The organism is Antarctobacter jejuensis (genome assembly GCF_052266595.1).
GTDB lineage: Bacteria > Pseudomonadota > Alphaproteobacteria > Rhodobacterales > Rhodobacteraceae > Antarctobacter > Antarctobacter jejuensis.
The window spans coordinates 149470-174765 of sequence record NZ_JBQQXJ010000005.1 but is presented as its reverse complement, the minus strand read 5'-3'; the positions used below and the strand labels follow the sequence as shown (position 1 = coordinate 174765).

Genomic DNA, 25296 nt, shown 5'->3' with positions numbered 1-25296 from the left:
GTCACGCGGACCTAAAGGCCCGAACGCATCATTCCAAATTTTGCCCCGGTAGACGCGGGACGTGGCAGCCCTGCAAACAAGAAACTTTCTCAATCTACGAGTCGTAGGGTGGAGTATAACCAATTGCCGATATGTTATGGAATTTTTTTGCGAAGGCGTCATGTCCCGTCGCTCCACAGGCGTCGCCTCAAGCCGGTCTTCGCAATTGATAACTGACGACATCACCTCTCATGGAGGATGAAAATCGTGTCGGACCATTTTCGTGCGATAAGGCCGACGAGCGATGCCTTTTGCGACGAAGACGGCCAGTCTCTTGACCTCGCGATCCCGCAGCTTGTGCTTTTGCGGGGCCTGTTCCACGATCCCGGGGCGGCAAAGCAGGGGGCGGGATTTTGGAACGGTTCGGATGGGTTATGGCGCTGTTGGGCGTGATTTGGGCGGTGGAGGCCGTGAACCTGATCACGGGTTACGCGTTGAACGGTTGGCTGGGACTGCGGCCACGTTCGCTGGGCGGATTGGACGGGATCCTGTTCATGCCACTGCTGCACGGGTCCGTGGCCCATGCCTCCGCCAATACTGTTCCGCTGGCGGTTCTGGGCGGAGTTCTGGCGGTCACGGCGCGGCAGGTTGTGCTGATGGCTTCCCTGATAATCGTGGTTCTGGGCGGGCTTGGTGTCTGGCTGTTTGGCGGCACCGCGATCCATGTGGGCGCCTCGGGGCTGATCTTTGGCTGGTTCGGGTTTATTGTGGCGCGCGGTCTGATCGAAAAGCGGCCCATTCCGCTGCTGGTCGCCGTCGGGGTGGCGGTGGCCTATGGGACGATGATCTGGGGGGTGTTGCCGGGGCAGCCCGGTGTCAGCTGGGAATCGCATCTGCTGGGCGCGGGGGCCGGTGTCTTTGCGGCCTTTGCCCTGCGCGGGGCGCGGTAGCGTATCGCCAAAAACAAGCGGGCGAAGGGTGCGCAAAAACACCCTTCGCCCGCAACTGGTTACGACCTTATTTCACGAGCAGGTTGGGCAGTGTCAGCGAAATCGCAGGCACGAAGGTGATCAGGATCAGCGCCACAAGGATTGCAAGATAGAAGGGCCAGATGGTCTTGACCGCTTTTTCCATCGGCAATTTGCCCACGGCACAGCCCACGAACAGACAGGAGCCGACAGGTGGCGTACAAAGGCCAAGCCCGAGGTTGACCAGCAGGATGATCCCGAACTGGACCGGGTCGATCCCCAGCATGTTCATCACCGGCAGGAAGATGGGCGTGCAGATCAGGATCAGCGCGGCCATGTCCATGATCATGCCCAACAGCAAGAGCACGGCGTTGATCATGAGCAGGATGACGATCGGGTTTTCCGAGATGTCGAGCAGGAAATCCACCGTCTTGCTGGGCACCCGGTAGAAGGTCAGCATGTAGGCGAAAGCCCCGGCGCAGGCGATCAGGATCATCACCATCGACGTGGTGCGCACCGAAGAGACAACCGCCGTCCGGAAGTTTTCCCAGGTGATGCTGCGATAGACCAGCGCCGTGACGACAAAAGCGTACATCGCACCGAAAGCCCCGGATTCCGTCACGGTGAAGACACCCGACAGCACGCCGCCGACGATGATGACCGCAGTCATCAGGCCGGGAATGGCCCCGGCAAAACTGATGGCCAGCGCGGTCCAGCCCGGGAAGCGCTCGGCCTTGTAGCCGCGTTTGACGGCGACGACATAGGCGGCGACGGCAAGACAGATGCACATCAGGATGCCCGGCACGACCCCGGCGAGGAATAGCTTGGAAATTGAGACCGCGCCGCCGGTGGCCAGCGCGAAGATGATCATGTTGTGGCTGGGTGGGATGATGATCCCGGCGATCGAGGAGGTGACGGTGACATTCACCGCGTAATCGGCATCATAGCCCTTGTCCTTCATCACCGGTACAAGGATCGACCCCAGAGCCGAGATATCGGCAATGGCCGAGCCGGAAATGCCCCCGAACAGCATCGAGGAAAACACGTTCACGATGCCAAGACCGCCGCGCACCGCGCCGACAGCGGCCTGCGCGAAGCGCACGAGGCGCATGGCGATCCCGCCGTGGAACATCAGGTCCCCGGCAAAGATGAAGAAGGGGATCGCCATCAGCGAAAAGACGTTGATGCCCGCAACAATCCGCTGAAAGCCGATCAGCAGCGGCAGGCCTTCGTACCAGAAGGCCGCGAGGGCGGCGATCCCAAGCGCGAAAGCGACCGGCGTTCCGATCACGACACAGAGGGCAAAGACCCCAAGAAGCAGCGCAAGTCCCATTGTTGCCCTTTATTCGATATTGTCGACGCGCTGGTCCTGACCAAGGAACAGGCGGATCAGATGTCCGGTGGAAAACAGGAAAAGCAGCGCGCCGCAGATCACCAATGGCAGAGAGCGCAGCCCTTCGGACCACTGGATCAGGGGAATCAGCGTGTTCCATTTGAACATGGTCAGCTTGATCCCGTACCAGAACATCATGCCGCCGAAGATGGCCAGCAGGCTGTCGGAGACCACGACAAACACGGTCCGCACCCAGTTGGGAACAATGTTGCGGAACACGACCACGGACAGATGCGTGTTCTGGTGCACACCCACCGCCGCGCCCAGAAAGGCGATGACCATCACCAGAAGCAGCGAGACCTGTTCGACCCATGTGGGCGTGTCGTTCAACACATAGCGCCCGAACACGAGCCAGGCGAAAATCGCTGTCATGACGACCAGCGCGGTTCCGGCCAAAACGAGGCAGATCTTGGTGATCAGATCGTAGGCCGTGTCCATGTAGCGCAGGAATGCAGGTGGTTTGGGCGTTTCGCTCATGGCTCCCCTCCCTTCAAAAATCGCCCGGCGTCCAAAGGAGGAGCCGGGCGATAGACTTGTGCTCAGTCAGGCAGGGGTCACTCGGTTGCCTTGGCGAGGTCGACCAGTTCCTTCATGTCCGGGTTTGCCGCCAGATAGTCGTCGTAAACGGCGCTCATGGCGTTCTGGAACGGCGCCTTGTCGGCGATCTCGTTGACCATAATGCCAGCGGCTTCGACGTCCTTGCGCGCCTGCTCGGACTGAACGGACCAGAGTTCACGCTGGTACAGCGCTGCCTCTTCGGCGGCGGCGCGGACGGCGTCCTGCATTTCAGGCGACAGTGCGTTGAACTTTGTGGTGTTCACGCAGATGCATTCCGGGATGATCAGGTGCTCGCTGAGCGAGTAGTGGGTGGTCACCTCGTAGTGGCCGACGCTCTTGAACGAGGGAAAGTTGTTTTCCGCCCCGTCGACAACGCCGGTCTTCAGCGCCTGCTGCACCTCGGAGAAGGCCATCGGAGAGGGGTTGCCGCCCATGGCCGAAATCATGGCGGTGTAGAGGTCGTTGTTCATGACCCGGATCTTGAGGCCCTGAACGTCTGCGGGCGTGTTGATCGGCTTTTGGCTGTAGAAAGAGCGCGCGCCCGCGTCGACCCATGCCAGCGGAAGCAGCCCGGCCTCACCCATGGCATCTGCCACCTTGTTGCCGGCTTCGCCTTCGAGAACGCGGAACATGTGCGGCACGCTCTTGAAGATGAAGGGCAGCGAGACGAGGTTGGCCTCTTTGACCATCGGGCCGATGGGGCCGAGGTTGAAGTTGCCGATTTCGATGGCGCCGATGCGCACCTGTTCGATGGCGTCCGGCTGGGTGCCGAGGACACCGCCGTGGAACACGTCAACCGTGATCTCCCCGCCGGTCTTTTCCGCAACCAGTTCCGCGAAACGGTCCATTGCAGCGGTGTTCGGGTGCCCGTCGTTGTGGATGTTCCACGCGCGCCAGTTATCGGCGGCCGCGGCCGATCCGATGAGGGCGATGGCGGTGGCGGCACCGATCAATGAAGTGGAAAGTTTATTGAACATGAAGTCCTCCCTAGCGTGTCGGGGTCTGCCCTCCGGCTTGCCCCTTGGTCGTGCGTTGGCGCCCCGGCTCCTCCTGCCTTGGCGCAGACCGCTATCCATAAGTAGCGGCTCTGGAGGATATTAGGCTCCTAGTATCCCAGTCTTGTCAAGGCGCAAATTATTTGCGATGCTCTTTCGGCCACAGCGAGCTTTTCACTGGTCAACGAACCGGGTTGGGGCTGGATCATCTTCCTTTTGCGGATGTATCTGCCCAAGCCTAGAAAACAGCGCCTGGCAGGGAGGACCGCGATGTTGACTTCACCCGATCCGCTTGTGCCGCGCACGACGGCGGACATCGTGTTTGACCAGCTCCGGGAAGAGATCGTGACGCTGGCACTGTTGCCGGGGACCAAAATTTCAGAAGCGGATGTGGCGCGGCGACTCGGTGTGTCGCGTCAGCCTGTCCGCGATGCCTTTACCCGTCTGAGCAACCTCGACCTGCTGTGGATCAGGCCGCAGCGGGCCACGGTTGTCCGGGGGTTTTCGATCGAAAGCATCGACAACGCCCGGTTCGTGCGAAAGGCGGTGGAACTCGAAGTGGTCGAACGCGCCTGCGACGTCTGGGATGCCGCCCGCGCCGACGCCCTGCAGCAGAGCATCGCCGAACAGGAAGCGGCAATCGACGCCGGGGACACGGACCGGTTTCATGCGCTGGATTACAGTTTTCACAGGTTGATCTGCGAATTGTGCGGCTATCCTCTTGCCTTCGAGATGATCGAGCACAGCAAGCGCAAGGTGGACCGTCTGTGCCGTCTCAGCCTTGCCAGCGGCGACGAGGTCAAGACCGTTCTCAACGATCACAAGCTGATCGCCGAGGCGCTGCGCAAGAAAGACATCGCCGAGGCGCGGGCCGCGATGACGCGTCATCTGTCTCGGCTGGACGAAACGATTCGCGAAGTGCACGACCTGCATTCGGAGTATTTCGACTGATCCAACGCCCAGTTACTGCCCCAGCAGGCGGCGATTTCCTCGGCCATCTGGGCGAGGGTGGTTCCATCGTCGACAAAGAGGATGCGATGCAGTCGGTCGAGTATGGTCTACTCTGACTGAGGCATTTCAATGCGGACCGCCAGCCCACCAAGGTCCGATGGCAGGGCCATCAGCGTCGCGCGGATGAAGGTCTTGGTTGGCTCGGTCGTCTTGGTTTCCTCCCTTGATGTCGTGAGCACGTGAGTGGTGGTCAGGCGGGTTGCGCGGCGAAATGGTCGCGCAGCAGGTTCTTCTGAACCTTGCCCATCGTGTTGCGGGGCAATTCATCCAGAATGCGTATAGCGCGGGGATGCTTGAAGCGCGCCAGTTGCGGGCGCAGCGCCTCCAGTAGGGCATCGGGGGCGGGCGAGGTGCCGGGGGTGGGAACAACGGCGGCGATCACCGCCTCTCCGAAATCTGCGTCAGGCACACCGACCACGGCGGATTCTGCCACGCACGGCAGGGCGTCCAGCAGCACCTCGATTTCCTTGGGGTAGATGTTGTAGCCGCCCGAGATGATCAGATCCTTTTGGCGGCCGACGATGGCGACATAGCCGTCCTTGTCGATTTGTCCCAGGTCGCCGGTGATGAAAAACCCATTGCCGCGCAGTTCTTCTGCGGTCTTTTCGGGCATCCGCCAGTAACCCTTGAAGACGTTGGGGCCGCGCACCTCGATCATGCCGATTTCGCCATCGGGCAGGGGCTTTCCGCTCTGCGGATCGGTGATGCGCAGTTCGACGCCCGCAAGCGGGAAGCCGACAGTGCCTGCGCGCCTCTCACCCTCGTAGGGGTTGGACACGTTCATGTTGGTTTCGGTCATGCCATAGCGTTCAAGGATGCGGTGGCCGGTGCGTGCCTCGAACTGCTCATGGGTTTCGGCCAGCAGCGGTGCAGAGCCGGACACGAAGAGCCGCATGTGGGATACCAGGTCATGGGTGAAACGCGGGTCGCTCAGCAGGCGGGTGTAGAAGGTGGGCACCCCCATCAGCACGGTCGCGCGGGGCAGGTCCGCCAGCGCCGCATCCAGCTTGAACCCCGGATGGAACAACATCGCAGCCCCAGACAGGGCACAGACGTTAATCGCCACGAACAGGCCATGCGTGTGAAAGATCGGCAGGGCGTGCAGCAGCACGTCCTTGTCCGTGAACCGCCAGAGGTCTGCCAGCGCGCGGGCGTTGGACAACAGGTTGCCATGGGTCAGCATCGCGCCCTTGGACCGGCCAGTGGTGCCAGAGGTATAGAGGATCGCGGCCAGGTCATCGGGACCGCAGGGCAGGGGGGCGTGATCGGGGGACGCTTCTGTCGCGCAGTCGGTGAGCGTGCCCTCGCCCTGTGCGTCCAAGGTCAGCAGGGTCGCCCCCTCTGGCAGTAGGTCCGCGAGCCCGTCGGCCCGGGACGGATCACAGACCACAAGGCCGGGTTCGGCATCGCCGAGGAAATAACCCAGTTCGGAGGCCGTGTAGGCGGTGTTTAGAGGCAACAGTACCAGCCCGGATCGCAGGCAAGCGGCATAGATCGCCAGCGCTGGGGCGGATTTCTGTACCTGGACGGCGACGCGGTCGCCTTTCTTCAGGCCAAGATCCGAAAAGAGGTTGGCCATCCGGGCTGAGGCGGTCAGCATGTTATCATGGTTGAGGCTCTGCCCGTCCGGCAGGATCAGGAACGGGGCCGTGTTCCCCGCGTGGCGTCCAAAGAGCGGGTCGAACAGGTGGTTGGTCATCTTGTGTCTCAGCCTTGTGACTTTGAGGCATGGGATTTCAGCAGGGAGGCCAGCGGGCGCGCGTGGGCCACGGCGCCGGTGGTCGAATGGCCCTCGATGTTGCGGTCGATCTGCGCGAGGTCATAGAGGTAGTTCACCATCGCCCCACAGGACTGCCGCAACCCGTTCGCGGACCGATCCGCGCCAGTGTGAATGTCATGGATCAGCGCGCCGTTGCCGAGGTGAAAGCGCGCCACCGGGTCCAGCGGGGCGCCGCTCTTGTCCTTTTCAGTGATCAGGTAGCGGGCGACGTAGCCGCGCAGGGCGTCGCTGCTTTCGCCGTTCTCGGCCTGTGACAGTGCCTGCGCCAGCCGGGTTGCTTCGGCCTCTGGCATGCTGAACAGGGCCTGCTCTGCCCAACGGCGGAAACCGGGGATGGGGGAGAGCGTGACAAAGGTCGACAGTTGCGGCAGCGCGGTCTTCAGATCCTCGACCACCTGCTTGATCAGCGAGTTGCCAAAGGAAATCCCGCGCAGACCCTTCTGGCAGTTGGAGATGGAGTAGAAGACGGCCGTGTTGATCCTGTCCGGCGATAGCGCGGGGCGGTCTTCGGCCAGAACGGCCTGAATGTTGCCGGCAATGCCCTCAGTCAGCGCGACCTCGACAAAGATCAGCGGCTCTTCGGGCATGGCCGGGTGGAAATAGGCATAGCAGCGGCGGTCGGCGGGCAGCAGGCGGCGGCGAAGGTCGTCCCAGCTGTCGATGGCGTGGACTGCCTCGTAGGCGATGATCTTTTCAAGGATGCTGGCCGGGCTGTCCCAGTTGATGCGGCGCAACACCAGAAAGCCCTGATTGAACCACGACCTGAAGAGATGCAGGAAATCGAGGTCGATCACGGAGAGGCGCGGGGCCTCGCGCATTTCCGCCAACAGGTCACAGCGCATCGCCACCAGATCCGCCGTCGCACCACTGATCCGGTTCAGGCGGCGCAGCAACTCCTGTCTGCGTGGTTCGGCGCAGGTTGTCAGCGTGGCCAGCGTCTGCGGATCGCGCGTCTGTGCATATTCGGTGGCAAGCCGCGCCAGCCGTTCGGCATCGATGTCGAAATCATCGGCCAGCATTTCGAAGAACGCGCGTTTCTTGGCCGCGTCCATATCGCGGTACTTGTCCAGCATGGCGCGCGAAACCTTGGACGAAGACACATCGCCCAGATCCGTCAGCAACAACTCGCACAGTTCTCTGGCAGAGCGCTGATCCGACAGCCGCGCGCCGCCGCGGTTGCGGTGTGTGATGGTCGACAGAAGGTCGATCAGATAGCTGGACTGGATCATCTGCGTTTTGCCCCCGCCCCGCGCAGATTAAAACGTTTCATGCCAGCGTTACCTTGGCGGTGGACAGCCCGACGGACAGCGTTAGTGCGCCTTCGTTCACCATCCAGCGGCGCAGGGTATAGTTGCGCGCCCCGCGGGCGTGCATCGGGTCCGCGTCTGCCAGTGCCCGGGCGTCTTCCATGGTCGCCGCGCGGTAGATAATGAGCCCCGCGCCCTGCATCTGGGTTCCGGTCTCGTCCGAAAGGGGCCCAGCCATGACAAGGCTGCCCTGTGATTCGAGTTGCCGCTGATAAGCCAGATGATCCGGCAGGACCTCTGCCAGGTCGGCCCCGCCTTCCGCGGGAAATGTCGTCACCGCAAAGAGTTCCAGTGCCAGCGCCCCCCGAGAGCGGGCCGTTTCGCGGTATGTGGTCCAGTCCGGCATTTCGGATCTCCAAAATATCGATATTTATTGACATAGGCATTTTTTATCGCCAAAAGAAAGGAAATTCTGGAAGGAGACACCATGAAACTGCTGGTCGGGACGTATGATGGGGCCGTGTCGGTCTTCCGGGTCGACGGGGACCGGGCCGTGAACCTGACAGCCGCTCTGCCGGGCGTCGGGTCCGACCTGACGGCGCTGATCGCCTCGCCGGAGTTGCTGGCGCAGGCCGCCGCGGTCGCGGGCGGCGGCGTTGCGGTGATCAATATCGTGCCGGAACTGCCGGTCGACGCGCCCGGCAAGATCCTGTGCCTTGGCCTGAATTATATCGAGCACATCAAGGAAGGCGGTTACGACGTTCCCGATTACCCTGCGATGTTCATGCGCACGCGCCAATCGATCATGGCCGCCGGCGCGCCGCTGGTGCGGCCGAACTGCTCTGAAAAGCTGGATTACGAGGCCGAGCTGATGCTGATCGTCGGAAAGGGCGGTCGGCATATTTCCGAGGCGGAGGCGCTGGATCACGTCTTTGGCTACACAGTGTTCAACGACGGGTCGGTGCGCGACTACCAGCGCAAGACGCACCAGTGGACGCCGGGCAAGAACTTTGACCAGACCGGCGCAATCGGGCCGTTTGTGGTTACACCCGAAGACCTGCCCGCAGGTGCCAAGGGGCTGAAGATCGAAAGCCGCGTGGGTGACGAAATCCTGCAAAGCTCGAACACCTCGAACATGATCTGGGGCGCGGCGCAGACCATCGCCATCATGTCCGAATTCACCACGCTGGAACCCGGAGACCTGATCGCGCTGGGCACGCCTCCGGGCGTTGGTCACGCCAAGAAACCCGAACCGCGCTGGCTGCGTCCGGGCGAGGTCGTGGAGATCGAAATCGAAGGCATCGGCATCTGCGCAAGCCCGGTTACGGATGAAGCCGATCTGGCAAAGGCGGCGGAATGACCAAGGTGATCGATCCACGCGAAACAGCGCAGCAGGACATCCGCGATCTGCGCGCCCGCAAGGCGCGGCTGGATGACGATTCCATAGACCTGATCCTTCGCGATGCGCGGTCTCATTACGCGTGGACGGACCGCCCGGTTTCCGACGAATTGCTGCGCAAGATCCACGAAATCACCATTGCCGGTCCGACCAGCATGAACACCCTGCCGGCGCGGTTCGTCCATGTGCGCAGTCAGACGGCCAAGGAGCGGCTGGCCAAGGCGCTGAAGGACAAGAACATCCAGAAGGTGATGACGGCGCCTGTCACTACGATCATCGCCTATGACCCGATGTTCTGGACCCGGCTGCCGGAGACCTTTCCGCATGAGGACCGCCGCCCGCATTTCCGCGACAAGCCGGAGCACTCCGAGGTGACAGCGATGCGCAATTCGTCCCTGCAGGGGGCCTATTTCATGATTGCGGCGCGGGCGCTGGGCTTGGATGTGGGGCCGATTTCAGGGTTTTCGAACGCCGTCGTGGATCAGGAGTTCTTTGCCGAGAACGGCTGGAAATCGAATTTCCTGTGCAATCTGGGCTACGCCGATGAGACCGCTTTGTTCGGCAAGCTGCCACGGTTTTCGTTCGAGGACGTGTGCAGCGTGATCTGACGTCCGGCGCGGAAGAGGAGCCGCGCCGTAAAAAGGCAAGACCGCTCCCGGGCCGGGGGTGAGTAAAGCGCCGAAATGGCGCAATCCAAGGGAGGAAAGACATGACTTTGACCAAACTGGGCCTTTCGGCGAGTTTCGCCGCGCTCATGGCCTCGGCGGCGCCGGTGCTGGCGCAGGAAAACATCACCATCAACGTGATCGACGGCTATCCGGCGCGCGCGATGTGGGTGCAGGAATTCACGAACTTCTTTATCCCCGAGGTCGACAAGCGTCTGGCGGAGGCGGGCAACTACACGATCTCCTGGAACGAAAGCTATGGCGGTACCGTGGTTAAGCCGCGCGGCGTTCTGGAAGGCATCCAGTTGGGTCTTGGCGACATCGGCATCGTGACCACGATCTTCCACAGCTCGAAACTGCCCAGTCAGGCGCTGGCGGCCGTGACGCCTTTCGTGTCCTCTGACGCGCGGGTCGTGTCCAAGGCAGTGGATGAGATCGCCAAGGAATTCCCCACCATGCGAGAGGAGTTCGCGGCGCAAAACCAAGTCTATCTGACCACGGGCGTCGTGCTGGACACCTATCAGCTGTTCTCGCGTGACAAGGTCGAGGCGCTCTCCGATCTCGAAGGCAGCAAGATCGCCGGGGCGGGCATGAATCTGCGCTATGTCGAAGGCATCGAAGGCGCAGCGGGCGTGCGCGGTGGTCTGACCGATTTCTACAACATGCTGCAAACCGGGCTGGTGGACAGCGCCATGCTCTGGCCTGAGGCGGCGGCGACCTTCAAGATCTCCGAGGTCGGCCCCTACATGCTGGAGGCGGATCTGGGCGCGGTGAACTCCAAGACAGTGACGGCCAACGCGGATTTCTGGAACAAGCTTCCGGATGAGGTGAAGGCGGTGATCGAAGAGGTAGCGGTTGATTATCGCGATCACCTCGCCGAAATGGCGATGGACCGAGCGGCCGAAGCCAAGGAGAAATACGTTGCCGGTGGCGGCACCATCGTCGAGATGAGCGACGAACAGCGTGCCGCATGGGTCAATTCCATGCCGGACATCGCGGGTGAATGGGCCGCAGACCTTGATGGCAAGGGCAAGCCGGGATCGGAAATGCTGCGCGCCTACCTGGGCAAGGTCAGCGACGGCAACGCGCTGCGTGACTGGACAGCCGGGCTGTCCAATTGACGAAACCCGAAGGCCAGGGTGGTTCGCCGGTAGCGCAAGGCTACCGGCGGCTGCACGGCGCGGCGTCGCGGCTGGTGCACGGCATCGCGTTGGGGGCCAATGCGACCGGCACCCTGATGGTGCTGATGCTGGTCGTGGTGGTGAACTACGACATGCTGGCCCGGACGCTGGCCAATCGCCCGCTGCACGGGGCCATCGAACTGGTGCAGTTCGCCATGGTGCTGATCGTTTTCCTTCAACTGCCGGACGTGATCCGTGCCGGGCGGCTGACACGGTCTGACGGCTTTCTTGTAGTTCTGGACAATCGGGCACCGCGCGCCGCCGATTTCCTGCGCCGCGCCATAGACTTGCTGAGTTTCGCCGTCATGGCGATGATCGCCGTCGCTTCTTTCCCGTTGTTCATCGAGATGTGGGAAAGCCAGGACTACTTTGGCATTCCCGGTGTCTTTACCGCGCCCTGGTGGCCCATTCGCCTGACCGTGCTGGTCAGTGCCATCCTCTGCGCAACGGTGCTTGCATTGAGGGTGCTGAAACCCGGGAGCGCAAGCAAACCATGAGCCCCTTCGAAATCGGCGCAATTTCCGTCATGGCCATCGTGGCCCTGATCTATCTGGGCGTCTACATCCCGATCGCGCTGACGGCCGTGTCCTTTGTCTCGATCTGGCTGATGCGGGACAATTTCACGCTCGCCATGAACCTGGTAAAGATCGCCATCGGCGAAAGCGCGATGGAGTATCCCTTTGCCACGATCCCGCTGTTCAGTTTCATGGGGCTGGTGGTCTCCAAAGCCGGGTTAGGCTCTGACATCTATGCGGTCATGAGCGCCGCCTTTCGAAAGGTCATGGGCGGTATCGGCATGGCCACCGTCGGCGCGAATGCAGCCTTTGCCGCCGTTACCGGCAGCTCCATTGCCTCGGCCTCGGTCTTTTCCAAGGTCGCGGTGCCAGAGATGCTGAAATACGACTACAACCCGCGTTTCGCGGTGGGTGTCGTGGCCGGATCGTCGGTGCTTGGCATGATCATCCCGCCAAGCGCCATGCTGATCATTTATTCCTTCGTGGCTGAACAATCGGTGGGCGAGATGTTCATCGCGGGCGTGATCCCGGGCCTGATGCTGGCCGCTGCCTACATCGGGGCGATCTGGGTCATGGGCCGGTTCACCCCCGGCTTTGTCGGAGGTCGTGCGGCCGAGGATTACGAGCCGATGAGCTGGGGCGAAGTTGCCCGCCGCACGCTGCCCATGCTGGGCCTGATCGTGACGGTGATCGGCGGCATCTACCTTGGCTGGACCACCCCGGTCGAGGCCGGGGCGGCGGGCGCGGCACTTGGCCTGCTGATAGCGGTGGCGCGCCGATCGATGACGTGGCGCGGGCTGTGGGACACGCTGATCGAGACGGGCCATATCACCGCCGCCATCCTGTTCCTGATCACCGCCGCGTCGATCTATAGCCGGATGCTGGGACTTGCCGGGTTGCCGAATGAGTTGGAACGCATGCTGGCCAGCAGCGAATTCAGCTTTGTCATGATCATGGTCTTCTACGTGATCCTGATGCTGTTTCTTGGCACCATCCTAGATACCGCGTCGATCATCCTGATCGTGGTGCCGCTGTTCCTGCCGTTGATCGAACCGATGGGCCTCAGCCTTGTCTGGTTCGGCATCATCACCGTGATCGGGGCCGAAATCGGTCTGCTGACGCCACCCTTGGGGATATCCTGTTTCGTCATCAAGGCGACGCTGAATGACCCGCGCATCACGCTCAAGGACGTGTTCCTTGGGGCGCTGCCCTTTGCGGCGGTGATGCTGGTGGTCCTCGTGGTTCTGATCGCCTTCCCCTCTCTTTCCCTTGCTTTGCTGTAGGAGGCTGCCATGCGTGACGTGACGCCCGACAATATCACCGAGGTTTTCACCGGCTATTTCGGCCCCGACACCGATCCGCGGTTCAAAGAGGTGATGGGCGCGCTGGCGCGTCACCTGCATGCTTTTACCAAGGAGGTCGGCCTGACACACGACGAATGGCGCGCGGGTCTGAAGGTGATGGAATGGGCGGCAGAGATTACCACGCCCGAGCGAAACGAGTTCGTGCTGATGTCGGATGTGTTGGGTCTGTCGTCCCTTGTGGACATGATCAATTCCCACCCCGGCGCCACCAGTTCCAGCGTGCTGGGCCCGTTCCATGTCTCTGACGCGCCGCCCATCGCGATCGGGGCAGACCTGAAAGGCGATTTCGAGGGCGAGGTGCTGCTGGTCCAGGGGCAGGTGCGCGATCTGGAGGGCACGCCGATCCCCGGCGCAAAGCTGGACATCTGGCAGACTGCGCCCAACGGCCTGTATTCCAGTCAGGACCCGGATCAGGACATCATGTCCTTTCACGGACTGATGACGGCGGATGCAGAAGGGCGGTACGCCTTCACCACCGTGCGCCCGGTCGAATACACCGTGCCCACGGACGGGCCGGTGGGGCAGATTCTGAACGCCGCAGGGCGACACCCCTGGCGGCCTTCGCACCTGCATTTCATCATCACGGCGGACGGCTGCCGCGAGTTGGTGACAGAGGTCTTCCCCGACGACGATCCCTACCTCGATCAGGACACGGTGTTCGGCGTGCGTCGCGACCTGGTGATGTCCTATGAACCGCAGCCGGCGGGTACGTTCCCGGAGGGTTTCGACCTGTCGGGCAAGGTGGATGGCGCGTGGTCCAAGGTGAACTTCGATTTCAAGCTGGTGCGTCACTGAGCAATTCGTGAACGCGCGCGCCTTGGCACGCGAGCGGCACTCTGATGTGTTGCCCGCGACCTCATCATAAGGATTTTCCATGACAGCCTCCAAACCCCGCGTCGGCCAAAAGGTCGACACCATGCAGCTTGCCGTCGCTGGCGAAGATCGCACGATCACCGTGGGCGCGCCCAAGGACCGCTGGACCATGCTGTTCGTCTATCGCGGCAAGCATTGTCCGCGCTGCAAACGGTTCCTTTCCAAGCTGAACGCGGCCCTGCCCGACTGGACGGCCAAGATGGACGTGGTCGTTGTTTCCGCCGACCCCGAGGACAAGGCGCTGGCGGACAAGGCGGAATTCGGATGGGATTTCGACCTGTGCTATGGGCTGACAGAGCCGCAGATGCGCGCGCTGGGTCTCTATGTTTCCGAACCGCTGTCAGAGGCCGAAACAGATGCGATCTTTGCCGAACCCGGTGCCTTTGCGCTGCGGCCCGACGGGACGCTGATGCTGGTCGATATCTCCAACGGTCCCGCCGCCCGGCCGGATCTGGAGGAACTGCTGGATGGCATGATCTTCAACATCGACAAGGACCGGCCCGTTCGCGGGACAGCCTGACTGTCAATCGCCGGGACGTGTGCCGCCAAGCGCGTCGCGCAGCGCCCCGGCCTCTTCGGCCTGTGCCTTGAACCGGTCCGCGCCAATAGCCTTGGCACCATAGGCATCCATAGAGGTCCAGACCACGTCAATTTCCGACAACAGCCCGCGGCCTTTGTCCGTTAACGATAGCAGGTTGCGGCGCGTGTTCTCGGGGTCTGGCCGCCGCGCGATGTAGCCACCCGCGATCAGCTGGGTGGTCATGGTGCTCATCCTGGCCTGCGTCACGTTGAACGCCCCGCGGGATCAGGCCTTGCCTACAACGGTGTGCGGCTTGACGGGCCTGCGCCGGTGGGTGCGATCCTTGGTGCCTATACCATCGCGCCCTTCGACGATTGCGGCGGCCAGGTGAACACCCATGTCGGCTATCACTACCACGCCGTGACCGACTGCCTGAAAGACGCGCCTGCCACCACGACCGAGGTTACTGAAACGGAAAGGCAGGTCGGCATCGCCACAGACGGTTTCCCGATCATGGCGCACCGCGACGACCTTGTTGACCAGTTGGACGCCAGCAACGGCATGACGGTCGATGGCGCGGGCTATCGGTATTACGCGGGCACGTCGGGCAGCAACGCGATCCTTGGCTGCCACGTGGCCGACGTGGGCTGTACGCTTGAATACGCCGAGCTCTGTGACGCATCGGCCATAGCGCGTCGCGGTCCTCCTCCGGGCTGCGCGGCTGCACCGCCGCTGCGCGAGTAACCCGTTCAGCCTTTCGGCACCTCGGGCGTGGCACGCAGGAAGGTGCCGGTTTGCTGGTAGTGGTTCAGCAGACGTTGTGAGGCAAGATCGATGTCCCGCGCCACCGCAGCATCAAGGATTTCGCGGTGTTCACGGGGAACATCGCGTTTCCCGTAATTCTGTGACCGGCCAGCAAGATAGCGGTAGCGCACATTCAGGTCGTACAGCTGGCTGCAATAGCGCATCAGGATCGGAGAAGCGCAATTGGCCAGCAAGGCGACATGAAACGTCTTGTGCCATTTTTCGAAGGTGGCGATGTCCTTGGGATCGACCCGCACCATGCGGTGATGCGCCAGCACCAGCGCCTCTTCCCAGGCATCATCGGCGCGGGCGATGGACTCGCGCAGGGCCATGTCTTCGAGTTTGCAGCGCAGTTTCAGGATTTCGGCGAAATTGTCCTGACTGACAGGGGCCGCGCGGAATCCGCGCTGGTCGATCCGTTCGACCAGTTGATCGGCGACCAACAATGTCAGCGCCTCGCGGATGGGCGATGCGCCTGTGTCGATGCGGTCCTTCAGGTGCTCGATCTTCAGCTTTTCACCCGGGGGCAGTTCCCCGGTGATGATCATCTGACGGATCGCCTGATAGGCATTCTGTGTGGCCGAAACGGGTTGTGGCGTGGTGGCCGCCACGGTTTCGATGCTGGGTACGGTCATGGGCATCTCTTACCCCCCGCCCGCACAAAGGCAAAGCGTCTTGCGACGCTTTCACCACTCATCCCTTTGGCCGGGCAGGGATGCCGCGCCGAGCATCGCCTTCCGCGTCGCGGGTGGTGACGCCATCGTTCAGGACAAACATGATGATGCAGGTCTCTGTGCCCCGGTTGGACCAGGCGTGGTTGGTGCCGCGCTGGATGCAGACATCGCCCGCCTTCAGCAGCACGTCATCAGCCGGGTCGTCCATCAACATCCAGATTTCACCGGTCAGGACCAGCGCGTAATCCACGCTGTCGGTTCGGTGCATGAAGGGGTGCCGCGCGCCTTCGACGATATTGGCGGCAGCGCCCATCTCGGCAAAGGCCGAAGGACCGTCCAGCGTTGCCATGACCTCGGGGTCTTCAGGCTGAAACTCGACACAGCGGAAGACGCTGCCATTGGCGGGCGGATGCAGGGTGAAATCGCCGGTGCAGGTCTCTGTCGCACCGTCGTATTCGGCGGGGGTGCCGTCTGAAATCCAGAAGTTGGTCAGGCGCACGCCGGGGCGGTTTGGCCGCTCCAGAAACTGCGTGGCGGTCTGGTCGCTTTCGATGATGGCGCGGCCGGTGGTGTCATGCCCGGTGACGACGCGGCGGAATTCTTTCATGGCAATGCCCTTTCAGATCAGGTGGCGCGCTGCGGCGCGAGGAATTTGGTGACACCCCAGAGACCGGCCATCAGCACGATGCCGACCGCCGCGCTGACAAGGTCCTGATACAGGAGGAGGACACCCGCCAGCGCGGCGGTGGCCCGGCCCGTGAGCGAGAGAGGCCGGTGAAGGACGCCGATCACGGCGATGGCGATGGCGGTCACACCCAGCGCGCCGGTGACGACAGCGGTGAGGTTCTGGCCAAGGTTCCCTTGCAGCAGCAGCCCGGGGCCAAAGCAGAAGGCAAAGGGCAGGAGAAAGCTGGGAAGGGCATAGGCGGCGGCGGTCCAGCCGGATTTGTTGATGTCGGCCCCCGCGATCCCGCCCGCGACATAGGCGGCTAGTGCCACGGGTGGCGTGATGGTCGAGATGCAGCCAAAGTAGAAAACGAAGAAATGTGCGGTCAGAACCGGCACGCCCATCTTGACCAAACCGGGGGCGACCACCGTCGCAAGGATCAGGTAGGCGGCGGTTGTGGGCAGGCCCATCCCGAGGATGATCGACACGATCATCGTCAGCACCAATGCAATCAGCAGGCTGCCGCCAGAGCCGAGGTCGATCAGAACCGAGATTTTCGATCCCAGTCCGGTCAGGCCCAGAATGCCCGCGATGATCCCCGCGGCTGCGCAGGCGGCAGATATGGTGACGACGTTCGACGCGCCCTCTGTCACCGCGCCAGCAACCCGTTCAAGGAAATCGCGGTCGATCCGCCGCTGCCAGATCACGGTCGCCAGGATCATCGTGCCCATCGCCCAGAGTGAGGCCTTGAATGGCGAATAGCCCATCAGCATCAGCCCCAGCAGTACGGCAAAGGCCAGAATGAAGGGCATCCCCTCCCACAGGACCCGCAGGGTGGAGCGCGGATCGGTAGAAGGGGTTGTCACAGGCTCGATCCCGCTGCGAACGGCGCGCAGGTGGACGACGACAAAGGCGGTGCCAAAGAACAGCAAAGCGGGCAACAGGCCGGTGGCCATGACCTCGGTGTAGGAGACGCCCACAACCTCGGCCATAATGAAAGCGGCAGCCCCCATCACGGGGGGCATGATCTGCCCGCCGGTGGAGGCAACTGCTTCGACCGCCGCTGCCTGATGTGGTTTGTAGCCTTCGCGCTTCATCAGCGGGATGGTCAGGGTGCCGGTGACGGCGACATTTCCCGCAGCAGAGCCCGAGACCATGCCGATCAGCGAGGAAAACAGCACCGCCGACTTGGCCGAGGCCGCACGCATCCCGCGCGTCAGGCGGAACGAGATTTCAAAGAAGAAATCCCCGGCCCCAAGCCGCGACAGCAGCGCTCCGAAAATGGTGAAGGTGATGATATAGGTCGCCGCCACGCCAATCGGGATGCCATAGATGCCCTGCGTGTCGGTGGTCAGAAAGGTCACAACACGTTCCAACCCGTAGCCGCGTCCGTTCAGGATGCCCGGCAGCCAGGGGCTGACAAAGGGATAGAGAAAGAACACCAGCGTGATCAGCGCAAGGATCAGGCCAATGCCCCGGCGGGCGGCCTCGAACACCAGCGCGACGATCACAAGACCGGCCCAGTAATCCTGTTCGATGGTCATGCCGCCGCTGAAGGCGATCGGCTTCCACCGCATCAGCAGCCAACCGCTGGCGATGAGCGCGAGGGCGATCAGGCCAAGGTCGATGAGGCGCGCCAGCCGGTTGAGTTCCAATCCCGGGGCGGCGGGTTTGCGCGCAAAGAGCAGGGTCAGCGCCAGCATCAGGTGCGTCAGCCGCATTTCCATCGTCGACATGGCGATAACGCCGGAAACGATGAGCAGGTGATAGGCGCCAAATGCAAAGGCCACGATGGCCAGCACGCGGGCGGGCGTAAGGGTATCGCGCAGGCTGGGCATGACGCGCTCCTTGTTATTCGGGGATGAAGGGGGGCGGGACCACGGCTTGTCCCGCCCGCAGGGTTACTTGGAGAAGTACGCAGCAGCGCCTTCGTGCAGGTCGATCGACAGCGAGGACGCGCGGGCCGGGTCGATCTGGCGTGCGTTGGCGTTCTCTGCCGCGAACTCTTCGAGGTGATCGTAGATCGCGGCGGTGATGGCCTGTGCGACATCCGCCTCCATACTTGTGGGCACGATCAGCATGTTGGTCACGCCCACCACAGTCGAATCCGCATCCATGCCATAGACATCCGCACCGACCTCAAAGGTGCTGTAAGCTGGATTTTCCTCAAGGATCTGCGCCAGCTTGTCCTCGGCCATGGTGATCATGCGCAGCTTGCCTGAGGCGGCGGCCTGCATCACGGCGGAAGCCGGATAACCCGATAGCGCCAGAGCCGCATCGACGTTGCCGTCGGACAACTGACTGAACCCGTCGCCATAGCTGAGGAAACTGGGCGTGATATCATCCAGTGTCAGGCCGTAGACCGGCAGCATGTTGTTGAGAAAGCCCATGGTGCCGCCGCCAGCGGGGCCAACCGCCACGCGCTTGCCCTTGAGATCGGCAAAGGTCTGGATATCCGAGCCTGCGGGAACCACCATGTGTAGGACGCTGGGATGCAGCGGCCCCAGCGCCTTGAGGTCCATGGGGTTGTCCTTGTAGGGGCCCACGCCTGCCACCGCGGCCTTGGCAAGGTTGGAATTGGTGATGCCGATTTCGACCTCACCCATGGCGACAAGGCGCGGGTTCTGGACCGATCCCTGGGTCACGATCGGTACCATCGTCAGCCCGTCGACATATTTGTTCACAAGGTTGGAAATGCTCTGGCCGACCGGGAAAAACGCGCCGCCGACGCTGGCGGTGCCGATCCGGTATTCCTCGGCAGAGGCGGTGATGGAGATCGCTGCCATCGCCGCGCCGACAGTGAGTGACTTGAAGAATGTGTGCATGATGAGTCCTCCCTGACGTAAACGGTATCAGCGATAATTTTTTCAAACAAGAAAAAATATCGATTTTTTGGTGGCGACGGAAGGACCACCAACGGTCCCGGTTTTCGAACGAGGTGCCTCGTGCTCGACTGACAGCAGATGGGCGCACCGATTGCCGCGCGGCAGCAATCCGGGGGGCGAAAAGGGAAATCAGCCTAACCGGCACCAATGCGCCGGCAAGTCCAAACCTATTGGCAAGGCTGGTATTCGGACTGTGATCAGGTGTCTTTTGGGGACGGATCAGAGGCGCGTGGAAACCGGCAGGGGGGAGTCCAGAACCTCGTCGCGCAACGCCGTCAGTTCAGGCCTGTGCCCAACGGCGGAAATCCGGTCCCATGCGGCACGATAAAACAAGGCGCAGGTCAATTGGGTAAAGTCATGCGCCAGCGGGGCAGGGTCCGTTGCTGCCAGAACGGTCTGCCGCGCGGCACGCCAACGGTCGCGCAGGGCCAGCACGTCAGCATGGTTGCTCAGCCGTGAGATCAGCGCATCGAACCCATCCGCGCCCGCCCCGCCTGCCACATGCAATCCGCGCGTCGCTGTCGCCATGGCGTGAATACCATTGGCGCCTTCGTAGATTGATGTGATGCGCGCATCGCGCCATGTCTGGCTGATCCGGTATTCCGTCAGATAGCCATAGCCGCCCAGCACCTGGATCCCCAGATCGGCGGCGCGGATACCGGCCTCTGTGCAAAAGACCTTGCACAGCGGTGTCAGGAAATCGGCGAGCGCGGGATCGGACCCGCGCACCAGTTCGACGAGGCTGATGTGCACCATCGCCCGCGCGCCAAGCGCCAGTGCCCGCTGTTCGTTCAGCATCCGGCGCACGTCGGCATGGTCGGTCAGAACGGCGTCGCTGCCGTCCGCCCTGCGGCCCTGCCTGCGGTCGGCGGCATAGGCGGCGGCGATGGCATGGGCCCGGCTGGCATGGGCGACACCCTGCAAGGAGACGTCCAGACGTGCGTGGTTCATCAGGGTGAACATGGCCTTCAGGCCCGCGCCCTCTGTTCCGACCAGTTCTGCGGGGGCTGCATCGAAGGCCATCTGGCAGGTGGGGGAGGCGTGTAGCCCCAGTTTTTCCTCGATCCGCGTGACCTTGATCGTGGCCCCTGCTGCGCTGCGACTGGTCAGGAACAACGACAGGCCCTTGACGCCCTCTTCGACTGTGCCGGTGCGCGCCAGCACAAGATGGAGGATGTCATCTGACAGGTTCTGGTCACCACCGGAGATAAAGATCTTCTCTCCACTGATCCGCCAGCCGTCCCCGTCACGGTTGGCGCGGGTGCTGATACGTGACAAGTCAGAGCCTGCAGCCGGTTCCGTAAGACACATGGTTGACAGCGCCTGACCCGAAGCAAGGCGCGGAATCCACTTGGCCTGCTGGGCATCGGTCCCGAAATGCAGCAGCGTGGAAATCGCGCCGGGGACAAGGTTGCAGACCATCTGCAGCGCATGGTTGGCGCCCGAAAACACCTCTGACACCATGGCCGCCACCAGTGGGTCCTGCGCCATGCCGCCATGTGCCTCTGGGGCGGTCAGTCCCTGCCAGCCCATTTCCGCCAGTTGCGCGAAAGCCTCCGAAAATCCGTCGGGCATGCGTACCCGGCCGTTTTCCAGCCGCGCGCCCTGTTGGTCTCCGAGCTCATCCAGCGGCGCGATGACGCTTTCGGCGAAGCGGGCGAAGGCGGTCAGGATATCCCCGGCAAGGTCTTCGTCCCAATCCGGCAAGGCTGGGGCCCCGGCGACGTCACGCATGGAAAACATGATGTCATCGACAGGGGCGGCGAAGGGGATCATGGAGTTCTCCGAAATAAACGGATCAGGCGCGCGGGCCGATATATGTTGTCAGATCGCCCAGGCCTTCGATGGAGACGACGCAGGTGTCACCCGGCCTCAGCGGACCGACGCCGGCCGGGGTTCCGGTCATGATCAGATCGCCAGGTTTCAGTTCAATCGACTGCGACAGGATCGAGATCATTTCAGGCACGGACCAGATCAGATCGGACAGGTCGGCCTGCTGTTTGACCTCTCCGTTGACGGTCAGCCGGATCGCCCCTTGCGACAGGTGCCCGACCTTGGACACAGGGTGCACCGGCGCGATGGGGGCAGAACGGTCAAACCCCTTGCCCAGGTCCCAGGGCCGCCCCTGTTCGCGCGCTTTCAGTTGCAGATCGCGGCGGGTCAGATCGTTGCCAACGGCATAGCCCCAGACATGGGCCAGCGCCCGATCTTTGGAAATGTTCGAGCCGCCCGTGCCGATCACGGCGACAAGTTCGGCCTCATAGTGGAAATTGTCGGTCTGGGGAGGGTAGGGGATGGTGGCGCCATCCTCGACCACCGCATCGGCGGGCTTGAGGAAAAAGAACGGCGGATCGCGGTCCGGGTCCTTGCCCATCTCACGCGCATGGGCAGCATAGTTGCGCCCGATGCAGAAGATGCGCCGCACCGGGATGCGGTCCGCGCTGCCTGCAATGGCCACGCTGGCGGGTGGGGCGGGGTCAAAGATGAAGGCCATGTTGTCAAAATCCTGAAGTTATTCCGCCGCGCCGCTGTCCAGCCCGTTGGAGCCGTAGAGCCAGTTCAGCTGATTGTACCAGTCGTCACGAGACATGCCGCGCATGATGCTGTTGCGCACCGCGGCCTTGGCGTCGTCGGGGTGGTAGATGTATTCGCCGATCAGCCGGGAATTCATCTGCACGCGCGCCGTGCGTACGCGGCGCATGTCCTGATAGCGTTGCAACATGTCCTCGGTGTCGGTGGCAAAATGGTCGACGCAATGGGACAGGGCGACCGCGTCCTCCATCGCCATACAGGCCCCTTGCGCAAAGTATTGCAGCATCGGGTGTGCGGCATCGCCCAAGAGCGCCACGCGCCCGTCGACCCAATTTGAAATCGGTTCGCGGTCACAAAGGACCCAGAGCTTCCAGTCGCTGCCGTGTTCGATGATCTGACGCGCCTTGGGGTGGATGTGTTCGAACCCCTGCGCAACCTCTTCCTTGGACACCGGACGCCCGGCGATCGCCTCTTGTACGTCGCGGTGATAGGTCACGACGAGGTTGTAGACCTCGCCGCCTTTGAGCGGGTAGTGGACGATGTGGCACTTGGGTCCGGCCCAGAGCGTGGCCGCGTTCCAGCGCAGATCCTCTGGCATCTGTTCGGTCGGAATGACGGACCGGTAAGTGGTATGGCCGGAAATGCGCGGCTTTCCATCCCCGACCATTTGCGCCCGGATGGGAGAGCGCAGCCCCTCTGCCGCGATCAGAAAGCGGCCCGTGATCGGGTCGCGCCCGTCCAGCAACAGTGTCGCGCTACTGCCGTCCTGTTCATAGCCCAGTACCCTGTGATCCGTGCGCAGGTCGATCAGCGGGCTGTCCTGACAGAATTTGAGCAACACGCCATGCAGGTCCGCCCGATGCACAACGGCGTAGGGGTTGCCGTAGAATTTACGGAACGGCTCATCCAGCGGGATATGGGTGATGTCCTCGGCGGTCTGCGCGTCCATCAGGCGCAAGGCGTCGATATAGACGGCCTTGGCGCGGGCCTCGTCCCCGACGCCAAGATAGTCGAAACAGTGAAATGCGTTCGGCCCGATCTGGATGCCCGCACCGATCTCTCCTAGCTGCGCGGCCTGTTCAACGACGATGCAGCGTTGGCCTTTGCGGGCAAGGCCGCAGGCCGCTGCAAGGCCCCCGATTCCGCCCCCGGCGATGATGATGGGAAGATCGGTCATGCTGGGTCTCCTCTCCCGTATGGCCCGATTTTGTATTGTTGTGAACATTATGCATACACATCAATTTCCGTCAATCAAAAGATATGCATGCATATCAATGTCCCGAAGCGGGTGCTTGGAAGCGGTGGGGCTTGCCGTTAGGCTATGACTGTCCCGGCCGCCCAAAGTGCGCAGGGTGTTCCGAAATGTGGTGAGACTGGCTCTGATGGCACGGCTTTTGATCCTGTCCAGTTGGGTGGCGCACGGCCATGTCGGCTTGTCCGCTGCCGAACCGGCGCTGACCCTGTTGGGGCATTCAGTGACCGCTTTGCCGACGGTGCTACTGTCCAATCATCCCGGTTGGCCCTATGTCGCTGGCACTCCGGTCGATCCCGCACAGATCGCGGCGATGATCGAGGCGTTGGAGGCTAACGGTTGGCTAACCGAGGTTGATGCCGTGCTGGTGGGCTATCTGCCGACGCCGGGTCACGTGGCCTTGGCAGTTTCGTTGATCGAACGGCTGCGGGGGCTGCCCACTCCCCCACGGGTGATCCTTGATCCGGTTCTGGGCGACGCGCCCAAGGGGCTGTATCTGCCCAAGGACGTGGCACTGGCCCTCCGGGACACTCTGATGCCCTTGGCGGATGTACTGACCCCCAATCTGTTCGAGCTGGGCTGGCTGAGCGGGCAGGCCGTCGATACGCTGGACAAGGCACAGGCGGCGGCCACCCTGTTGATGCGCGCAGGACCGGCAGAGGTCCATGTCACCTCTGCCCCGGTCGGACCGGAAGCCACCGGCCTGCTGCAGGTCACAAAGGATGGCGCGAACCTGTATCCGACGGCGCTGCGCAAGGGGGTGCCGCATGGGGTGGGGGATGTCTTTGCGGCATTCATCGCCGCAGGCCTTACCCCCGGCGAGGCGCTTGGCCACCTAACCGCATTGATCGACGCCAGCTTGTATGCCCCACACCTGCGTATCGTCCAGGCACCCGCATGGACCCGCGCCACGCCCCTCACCGCATCGGAGAACTGACCCATGGCATTCGACTTTATCCTGATGCTGACCGCGAATGATCGCACGATCCCCGACGCCCGCGCGCGGCTGGAAGAGGCATTGGAAGGTGGCGTGCGTCATATCGGGTTCAAGGACGTCGGCCTGCCCATGTCCGATCTGAAAAGCCTTGCCGCCGCCATCCGCAGCGCAGGCGGGCGCAGCTATCTGGAGGTGGTCAGCCTGGATGCCGAGAGCGAGTTGGCCTCGGCCCGGGCGGCGGTCGAGATCGACGTGGATTGCCTGCTGGGCGGCACGCGCGCGCGGCAGGTGACAGAGGTCACGCGCAATCACCCGTTACGCTACTACCCCTTTCCCGGGCGCATCACCGGTCACCCCAGCGTGCTGGAAGGGCCTGTGTCCGATATCGTCGCCTCTGCGCGGGAGCTGGCGGATTTCGAGCATGTGCATGGGCTGGACCTGTTGGCCTACCGCTTTGACGGCGATGTGCCGGACTTGATGCAACAAGTCTGTGGTGCGGTCGGCAAACCTGTCATCATGGCGGGCAGCATCGACAGCGAAGAGCGCGTCGCCGCCTGCGCAGAGGCAGGTGCGTCGGGCTTCACCGTGGGTACCGCGGCGCTATCCGGGGTGTTCCCGGCGGAAAGCGCCGGGTTTGCGGCTCAGGTCCGCGCGATCCTGTCGATCACCGCGCGCGCCCGGGCTTTGTCCACCGCGCCGCGCCGCCTTGCACTGGTGGCGCATGACACCCGCAAGAGCCACCTGCGCGCCTGGGTCAGCCGCCATGAACGCGAGCTGCAGGGCCACCGCCTGATCTGTACCGGAGGCACCGGACGGACATTGGCCGAGCTTGTCCCCGGCCTCGATATTCGTCGTCTGCAACGGGGCGACCGGGGAGGGGACCAGCAATTGGGCGCCCTGATCGCAACCGGCGAGTTGGACGCGGTGATCTTCTTTGCTGATCCCACAGTTCCGCACGGCGGGGACGTGGACCTGCAGGCGCTGACGCGGCTGGCCATGCTGCACGACACCCCGCTGGCGCTCAGCACTTCGGCTGCCGATATGCTGGCGGCGGCGCTGCTGCGCGGGCGAACCACCTCGAATTGAATCACTTTCGG

Annotated in this window: 26 protein-coding genes; 12 read left to right on the top strand and 14 right to left on the bottom strand. The window is 62.7% G+C overall.

Annotation, left to right across the window (positions count from 1 at the left end; all coding sequences use genetic code 11):
* Positions 1-392 precede the first annotated feature (392 nt).
* Complete coding sequence (locus ACTXGA_RS09295) at positions 393-929, top strand: rhomboid family intramembrane serine protease (protein WP_443392966.1); 537 nt, start codon at positions 393-395, stop codon at positions 927-929.
* A 67-nt stretch (positions 930-996) separates the two neighbouring features.
* Here ACTXGA_RS09295 and ACTXGA_RS09290 read toward each other — a convergent pair whose 3' ends face one another.
* The 3 genes from ACTXGA_RS09290 to ACTXGA_RS09280 form a co-directional block, all read right to left on the bottom strand.
* A complete protein-coding gene (locus ACTXGA_RS09290; protein ID WP_443392965.1) occupies positions 997-2280 on the bottom strand; it encodes a TRAP transporter large permease in 1284 nt (427 codons plus the stop codon).
* A gap of 9 nt (positions 2281-2289) precedes the next feature.
* Positions 2290-2817, bottom strand: coding sequence for a TRAP transporter small permease (locus tag ACTXGA_RS09285; RefSeq protein WP_443392963.1), 528 nt, complete (start codon positions 2815-2817; stop codon positions 2290-2292).
* A gap of 77 nt (positions 2818-2894) precedes the next feature.
* Positions 2895-3875, bottom strand: coding sequence for a TRAP transporter substrate-binding protein (locus ACTXGA_RS09280; RefSeq protein WP_443392961.1), 981 nt, complete (start codon positions 3873-3875; stop codon positions 2895-2897).
* 288 nt (positions 3876-4163) lie between these two features.
* On the opposite strand from ACTXGA_RS09280, the gene ACTXGA_RS09275 reads away from it, so the two are divergent.
* On the top strand, positions 4164-4844 hold the full coding sequence (locus tag ACTXGA_RS09275; RefSeq protein ID WP_443392959.1) for a GntR family transcriptional regulator: 681 nt from the start codon (positions 4164-4166) through the stop codon (positions 4842-4844).
* A gap of 250 nt (positions 4845-5094) precedes the next feature.
* Here ACTXGA_RS09275 and ACTXGA_RS09270 read toward each other — a convergent pair whose 3' ends face one another.
* The 3 genes from ACTXGA_RS09270 to ACTXGA_RS09260 are packed head-to-tail and all read right to left on the bottom strand — an operon-like array spanning position 5095 to position 8337.
* A complete protein-coding gene (locus ACTXGA_RS09270; RefSeq protein WP_443392958.1) occupies positions 5095-6603 on the bottom strand; it encodes a malonate--CoA ligase in 1509 nt (502 codons plus the stop codon).
* A gap of 8 nt (positions 6604-6611) precedes the next feature.
* Positions 6612-7913 carry a malonyl-CoA decarboxylase gene (locus tag ACTXGA_RS09265; protein ID WP_443392956.1) on the bottom strand — a complete coding sequence of 434 codons (1302 nt, stop codon included), beginning with the start codon at positions 7911-7913 and terminating at the stop codon, positions 6612-6614.
* A gap of 37 nt (positions 7914-7950) precedes the next feature.
* On the bottom strand, positions 7951-8337 hold the full coding sequence (locus ACTXGA_RS09260) for a YciI family protein (protein ID WP_443392955.1): 387 nt from the start codon (positions 8335-8337) through the stop codon (positions 7951-7953).
* An 81-nt stretch (positions 8338-8418) separates the two neighbouring features.
* On the opposite strand from ACTXGA_RS09260, the gene ACTXGA_RS09255 reads away from it, so the two are divergent.
* The 7 genes from ACTXGA_RS09255 to ACTXGA_RS09225 all read left to right on the top strand — a co-directional run bounded on the left by ACTXGA_RS09255 (position 8419) and on the right by ACTXGA_RS09225 (position 14448).
* Entirely contained in the window at positions 8419-9291 is an 873-nt protein-coding gene (locus tag ACTXGA_RS09255) for a fumarylacetoacetate hydrolase family protein (RefSeq protein WP_443392953.1), read from the top strand.
* Positions 9288-9938, top strand: coding sequence for a malonic semialdehyde reductase (locus tag ACTXGA_RS09250; protein ID WP_443392951.1), 651 nt, complete (start codon positions 9288-9290; stop codon positions 9936-9938). The genes ACTXGA_RS09255 and ACTXGA_RS09250 overlap by 4 nt, the downstream gene beginning before the upstream one ends.
* Before the next feature lie 101 nt (positions 9939-10039).
* Positions 10040-11116 carry a C4-dicarboxylate TRAP transporter substrate-binding protein gene (locus tag ACTXGA_RS09245; protein ID WP_443392950.1) on the top strand — a complete coding sequence of 359 codons (1077 nt, stop codon included), beginning with the start codon at positions 10040-10042 and terminating at the stop codon, positions 11114-11116.
* A complete protein-coding gene (locus ACTXGA_RS09240) occupies positions 11113-11673 on the top strand; it encodes a TRAP transporter small permease (protein WP_443392948.1) in 561 nt (186 codons plus the stop codon). Before ACTXGA_RS09245 ends, ACTXGA_RS09240 begins: the two co-directional genes overlap by 4 nt.
* A complete protein-coding gene (locus ACTXGA_RS09235) occupies positions 11670-12974 on the top strand; it encodes a TRAP transporter large permease (protein WP_443392946.1) in 1305 nt (434 codons plus the stop codon). The genes ACTXGA_RS09240 and ACTXGA_RS09235 overlap by 4 nt, the downstream gene beginning before the upstream one ends.
* 9 nt (positions 12975-12983) lie before the next feature.
* Positions 12984-13850 carry a dioxygenase family protein gene (locus ACTXGA_RS09230; protein WP_443392944.1) on the top strand — a complete coding sequence of 289 codons (867 nt, stop codon included), beginning with the start codon at positions 12984-12986 and terminating at the stop codon, positions 13848-13850.
* A gap of 79 nt (positions 13851-13929) precedes the next feature.
* Positions 13930-14448 (top strand): redoxin domain-containing protein, encoded by a 519-nt coding sequence (locus tag ACTXGA_RS09225; RefSeq protein WP_443392942.1) that lies wholly within the window; start codon positions 13930-13932, stop codon positions 14446-14448.
* A gap of 3 nt (positions 14449-14451) precedes the next feature.
* On the opposite strand, the gene ACTXGA_RS09220 is transcribed toward ACTXGA_RS09225, so the two are convergent.
* The gene (locus ACTXGA_RS09220; RefSeq protein WP_443392940.1) at positions 14452-14691 is read right to left on the bottom strand and encodes a hypothetical protein; all 240 of its coding nucleotides are present in this window, start codon (positions 14689-14691) and stop codon (positions 14452-14454) included.
* An 87-nt stretch (positions 14692-14778) separates the two neighbouring features.
* Between ACTXGA_RS09220 and ACTXGA_RS09215 the strand changes: the two genes are divergently transcribed.
* Complete coding sequence (locus tag ACTXGA_RS09215; RefSeq protein WP_443392939.1) at positions 14779-15192, top strand: YHYH protein; 414 nt, start codon at positions 14779-14781, stop codon at positions 15190-15192.
* 5 nt (positions 15193-15197) lie between these two features.
* Here ACTXGA_RS09215 and ACTXGA_RS09210 read toward each other — a convergent pair whose 3' ends face one another.
* The 7 genes from ACTXGA_RS09210 to ACTXGA_RS09180 form a co-directional block, all read right to left on the bottom strand.
* Positions 15198-15887, bottom strand: coding sequence for a GntR family transcriptional regulator (locus ACTXGA_RS09210; protein WP_443392937.1), 690 nt, complete (start codon positions 15885-15887; stop codon positions 15198-15200).
* A gap of 58 nt (positions 15888-15945) precedes the next feature.
* Positions 15946-16533 carry a cupin domain-containing protein gene (locus tag ACTXGA_RS09205; RefSeq protein WP_443392935.1) on the bottom strand — a complete coding sequence of 196 codons (588 nt, stop codon included), beginning with the start codon at positions 16531-16533 and terminating at the stop codon, positions 15946-15948.
* Between the two features lie 17 nt (positions 16534-16550).
* Entirely contained in the window at positions 16551-18431 is a 1881-nt protein-coding gene (locus ACTXGA_RS09200; RefSeq protein ID WP_443392933.1) for a TRAP transporter permease, read from the bottom strand.
* 63 nt (positions 18432-18494) lie between these two features.
* Positions 18495-19418: a TAXI family TRAP transporter solute-binding subunit gene (locus ACTXGA_RS09195; RefSeq protein ID WP_443392931.1), complete on the bottom strand. Its 924-nt coding sequence runs from the start codon at positions 19416-19418 to the stop codon at positions 18495-18497.
* Between the two features lie 279 nt (positions 19419-19697).
* Positions 19698-21254, bottom strand: a complete 1557-nt coding sequence (locus ACTXGA_RS09190; RefSeq protein WP_443392929.1) for an acyl-CoA dehydrogenase family protein — start codon at positions 21252-21254, stop codon at positions 19698-19700.
* A gap of 22 nt (positions 21255-21276) precedes the next feature.
* Complete coding sequence (locus tag ACTXGA_RS09185) at positions 21277-21972, bottom strand: fumarylacetoacetate hydrolase family protein (protein ID WP_443392927.1); 696 nt, start codon at positions 21970-21972, stop codon at positions 21277-21279.
* A gap of 18 nt (positions 21973-21990) precedes the next feature.
* Positions 21991-23187, bottom strand: a complete 1197-nt coding sequence (locus ACTXGA_RS09180) for a 3-hydroxybenzoate 6-monooxygenase (RefSeq protein WP_443392925.1) — start codon at positions 23185-23187, stop codon at positions 21991-21993.
* Positions 23188-23392: 205 nt separating this feature from the next.
* Between ACTXGA_RS09180 and ACTXGA_RS09175 the strand changes: the two genes are divergently transcribed.
* Both ACTXGA_RS09175 and ACTXGA_RS09170 read left to right on the top strand, forming a co-directional pair.
* Entirely contained in the window at positions 23393-24199 is an 807-nt protein-coding gene (locus ACTXGA_RS09175) for a bifunctional hydroxymethylpyrimidine kinase/phosphomethylpyrimidine kinase (protein ID WP_443392923.1), read from the top strand.
* Between the two features lie 3 nt (positions 24200-24202).
* Positions 24203-25285 (top strand): methylglyoxal synthase, encoded by a 1083-nt coding sequence (locus ACTXGA_RS09170; protein WP_443392921.1) that lies wholly within the window; start codon positions 24203-24205, stop codon positions 25283-25285.
* Positions 25286-25296 lie beyond the last annotated feature (11 nt).

What these genes read in the sequence shown, in the direction of transcription:
- ACTXGA_RS09285 (WP_443392963.1), bottom strand. Translation starts at nt 2,817, where the DNA reads ATGAGCGAAACGCCCAAACCACCTGCATTCCTGCGCTACATGGACACG.
- ACTXGA_RS09190 (WP_443392929.1), bottom strand. Translation starts at nt 21,254, where the DNA reads ATGATCCCCTTCGCCGCCCCTGTCGATGACATCATGTTTTCCATGCGT.
- ACTXGA_RS09220 (WP_443392940.1), bottom strand. Translation starts at nt 14,691, where the DNA reads ATGACCACCCAGCTGATCGCGGGTGGCTACATCGCGCGGCGGCCAGAC.
- ACTXGA_RS09255 (WP_443392953.1), top strand. Translation starts at nt 8,419, where the DNA reads ATGAAACTGCTGGTCGGGACGTATGATGGGGCCGTGTCGGTCTTCCGG.
- ACTXGA_RS09260 (WP_443392955.1), bottom strand. Translation starts at nt 8,337, where the DNA reads ATGCCGGACTGGACCACATACCGCGAAACGGCCCGCTCTCGGGGGGCG.
- ACTXGA_RS09250 (WP_443392951.1), top strand. Translation starts at nt 9,288, where the DNA reads ATGACCAAGGTGATCGATCCACGCGAAACAGCGCAGCAGGACATCCGC.
- ACTXGA_RS09170 (WP_443392921.1), top strand. Translation starts at nt 24,203, where the DNA reads ATGGCATTCGACTTTATCCTGATGCTGACCGCGAATGATCGCACGATC.
- ACTXGA_RS09175 (WP_443392923.1), top strand. Translation starts at nt 23,393, where the DNA reads ATGGCACGGCTTTTGATCCTGTCCAGTTGGGTGGCGCACGGCCATGTC.
- ACTXGA_RS09180 (WP_443392925.1), bottom strand. Translation starts at nt 23,187, where the DNA reads ATGACCGATCTTCCCATCATCATCGCCGGGGGCGGAATCGGGGGCCTT.
- ACTXGA_RS09265 (WP_443392956.1), bottom strand. Translation starts at nt 7,913, where the DNA reads ATGATCCAGTCCAGCTATCTGATCGACCTTCTGTCGACCATCACACAC.
- ACTXGA_RS09235 (WP_443392946.1), top strand. Translation starts at nt 11,670, where the DNA reads ATGAGCCCCTTCGAAATCGGCGCAATTTCCGTCATGGCCATCGTGGCC.
- ACTXGA_RS09275 (WP_443392959.1), top strand. Translation starts at nt 4,164, where the DNA reads ATGTTGACTTCACCCGATCCGCTTGTGCCGCGCACGACGGCGGACATC.
- ACTXGA_RS09205 (WP_443392935.1), bottom strand. Translation starts at nt 16,533, where the DNA reads ATGAAAGAATTCCGCCGCGTCGTCACCGGGCATGACACCACCGGCCGC.
- ACTXGA_RS09195 (WP_443392931.1), bottom strand. Translation starts at nt 19,418, where the DNA reads ATGCACACATTCTTCAAGTCACTCACTGTCGGCGCGGCGATGGCAGCG.
- ACTXGA_RS09270 (WP_443392958.1), bottom strand. Translation starts at nt 6,603, where the DNA reads ATGACCAACCACCTGTTCGACCCGCTCTTTGGACGCCACGCGGGGAAC.
- ACTXGA_RS09225 (WP_443392942.1), top strand. Translation starts at nt 13,930, where the DNA reads ATGACAGCCTCCAAACCCCGCGTCGGCCAAAAGGTCGACACCATGCAG.
- ACTXGA_RS09210 (WP_443392937.1), bottom strand. Translation starts at nt 15,887, where the DNA reads ATGACCGTACCCAGCATCGAAACCGTGGCGGCCACCACGCCACAACCC.
- ACTXGA_RS09185 (WP_443392927.1), bottom strand. Translation starts at nt 21,972, where the DNA reads ATGGCCTTCATCTTTGACCCCGCCCCACCCGCCAGCGTGGCCATTGCA.
- ACTXGA_RS09245 (WP_443392950.1), top strand. Translation starts at nt 10,040, where the DNA reads ATGACTTTGACCAAACTGGGCCTTTCGGCGAGTTTCGCCGCGCTCATG.
- ACTXGA_RS09280 (WP_443392961.1), bottom strand. Translation starts at nt 3,875, where the DNA reads ATGTTCAATAAACTTTCCACTTCATTGATCGGTGCCGCCACCGCCATC.
- ACTXGA_RS09290 (WP_443392965.1), bottom strand. Translation starts at nt 2,280, where the DNA reads ATGGGACTTGCGCTGCTTCTTGGGGTCTTTGCCCTCTGTGTCGTGATC.
- ACTXGA_RS09200 (WP_443392933.1), bottom strand. Translation starts at nt 18,431, where the DNA reads ATGCCCAGCCTGCGCGATACCCTTACGCCCGCCCGCGTGCTGGCCATC.
- ACTXGA_RS09230 (WP_443392944.1), top strand. Translation starts at nt 12,984, where the DNA reads ATGCGTGACGTGACGCCCGACAATATCACCGAGGTTTTCACCGGCTAT.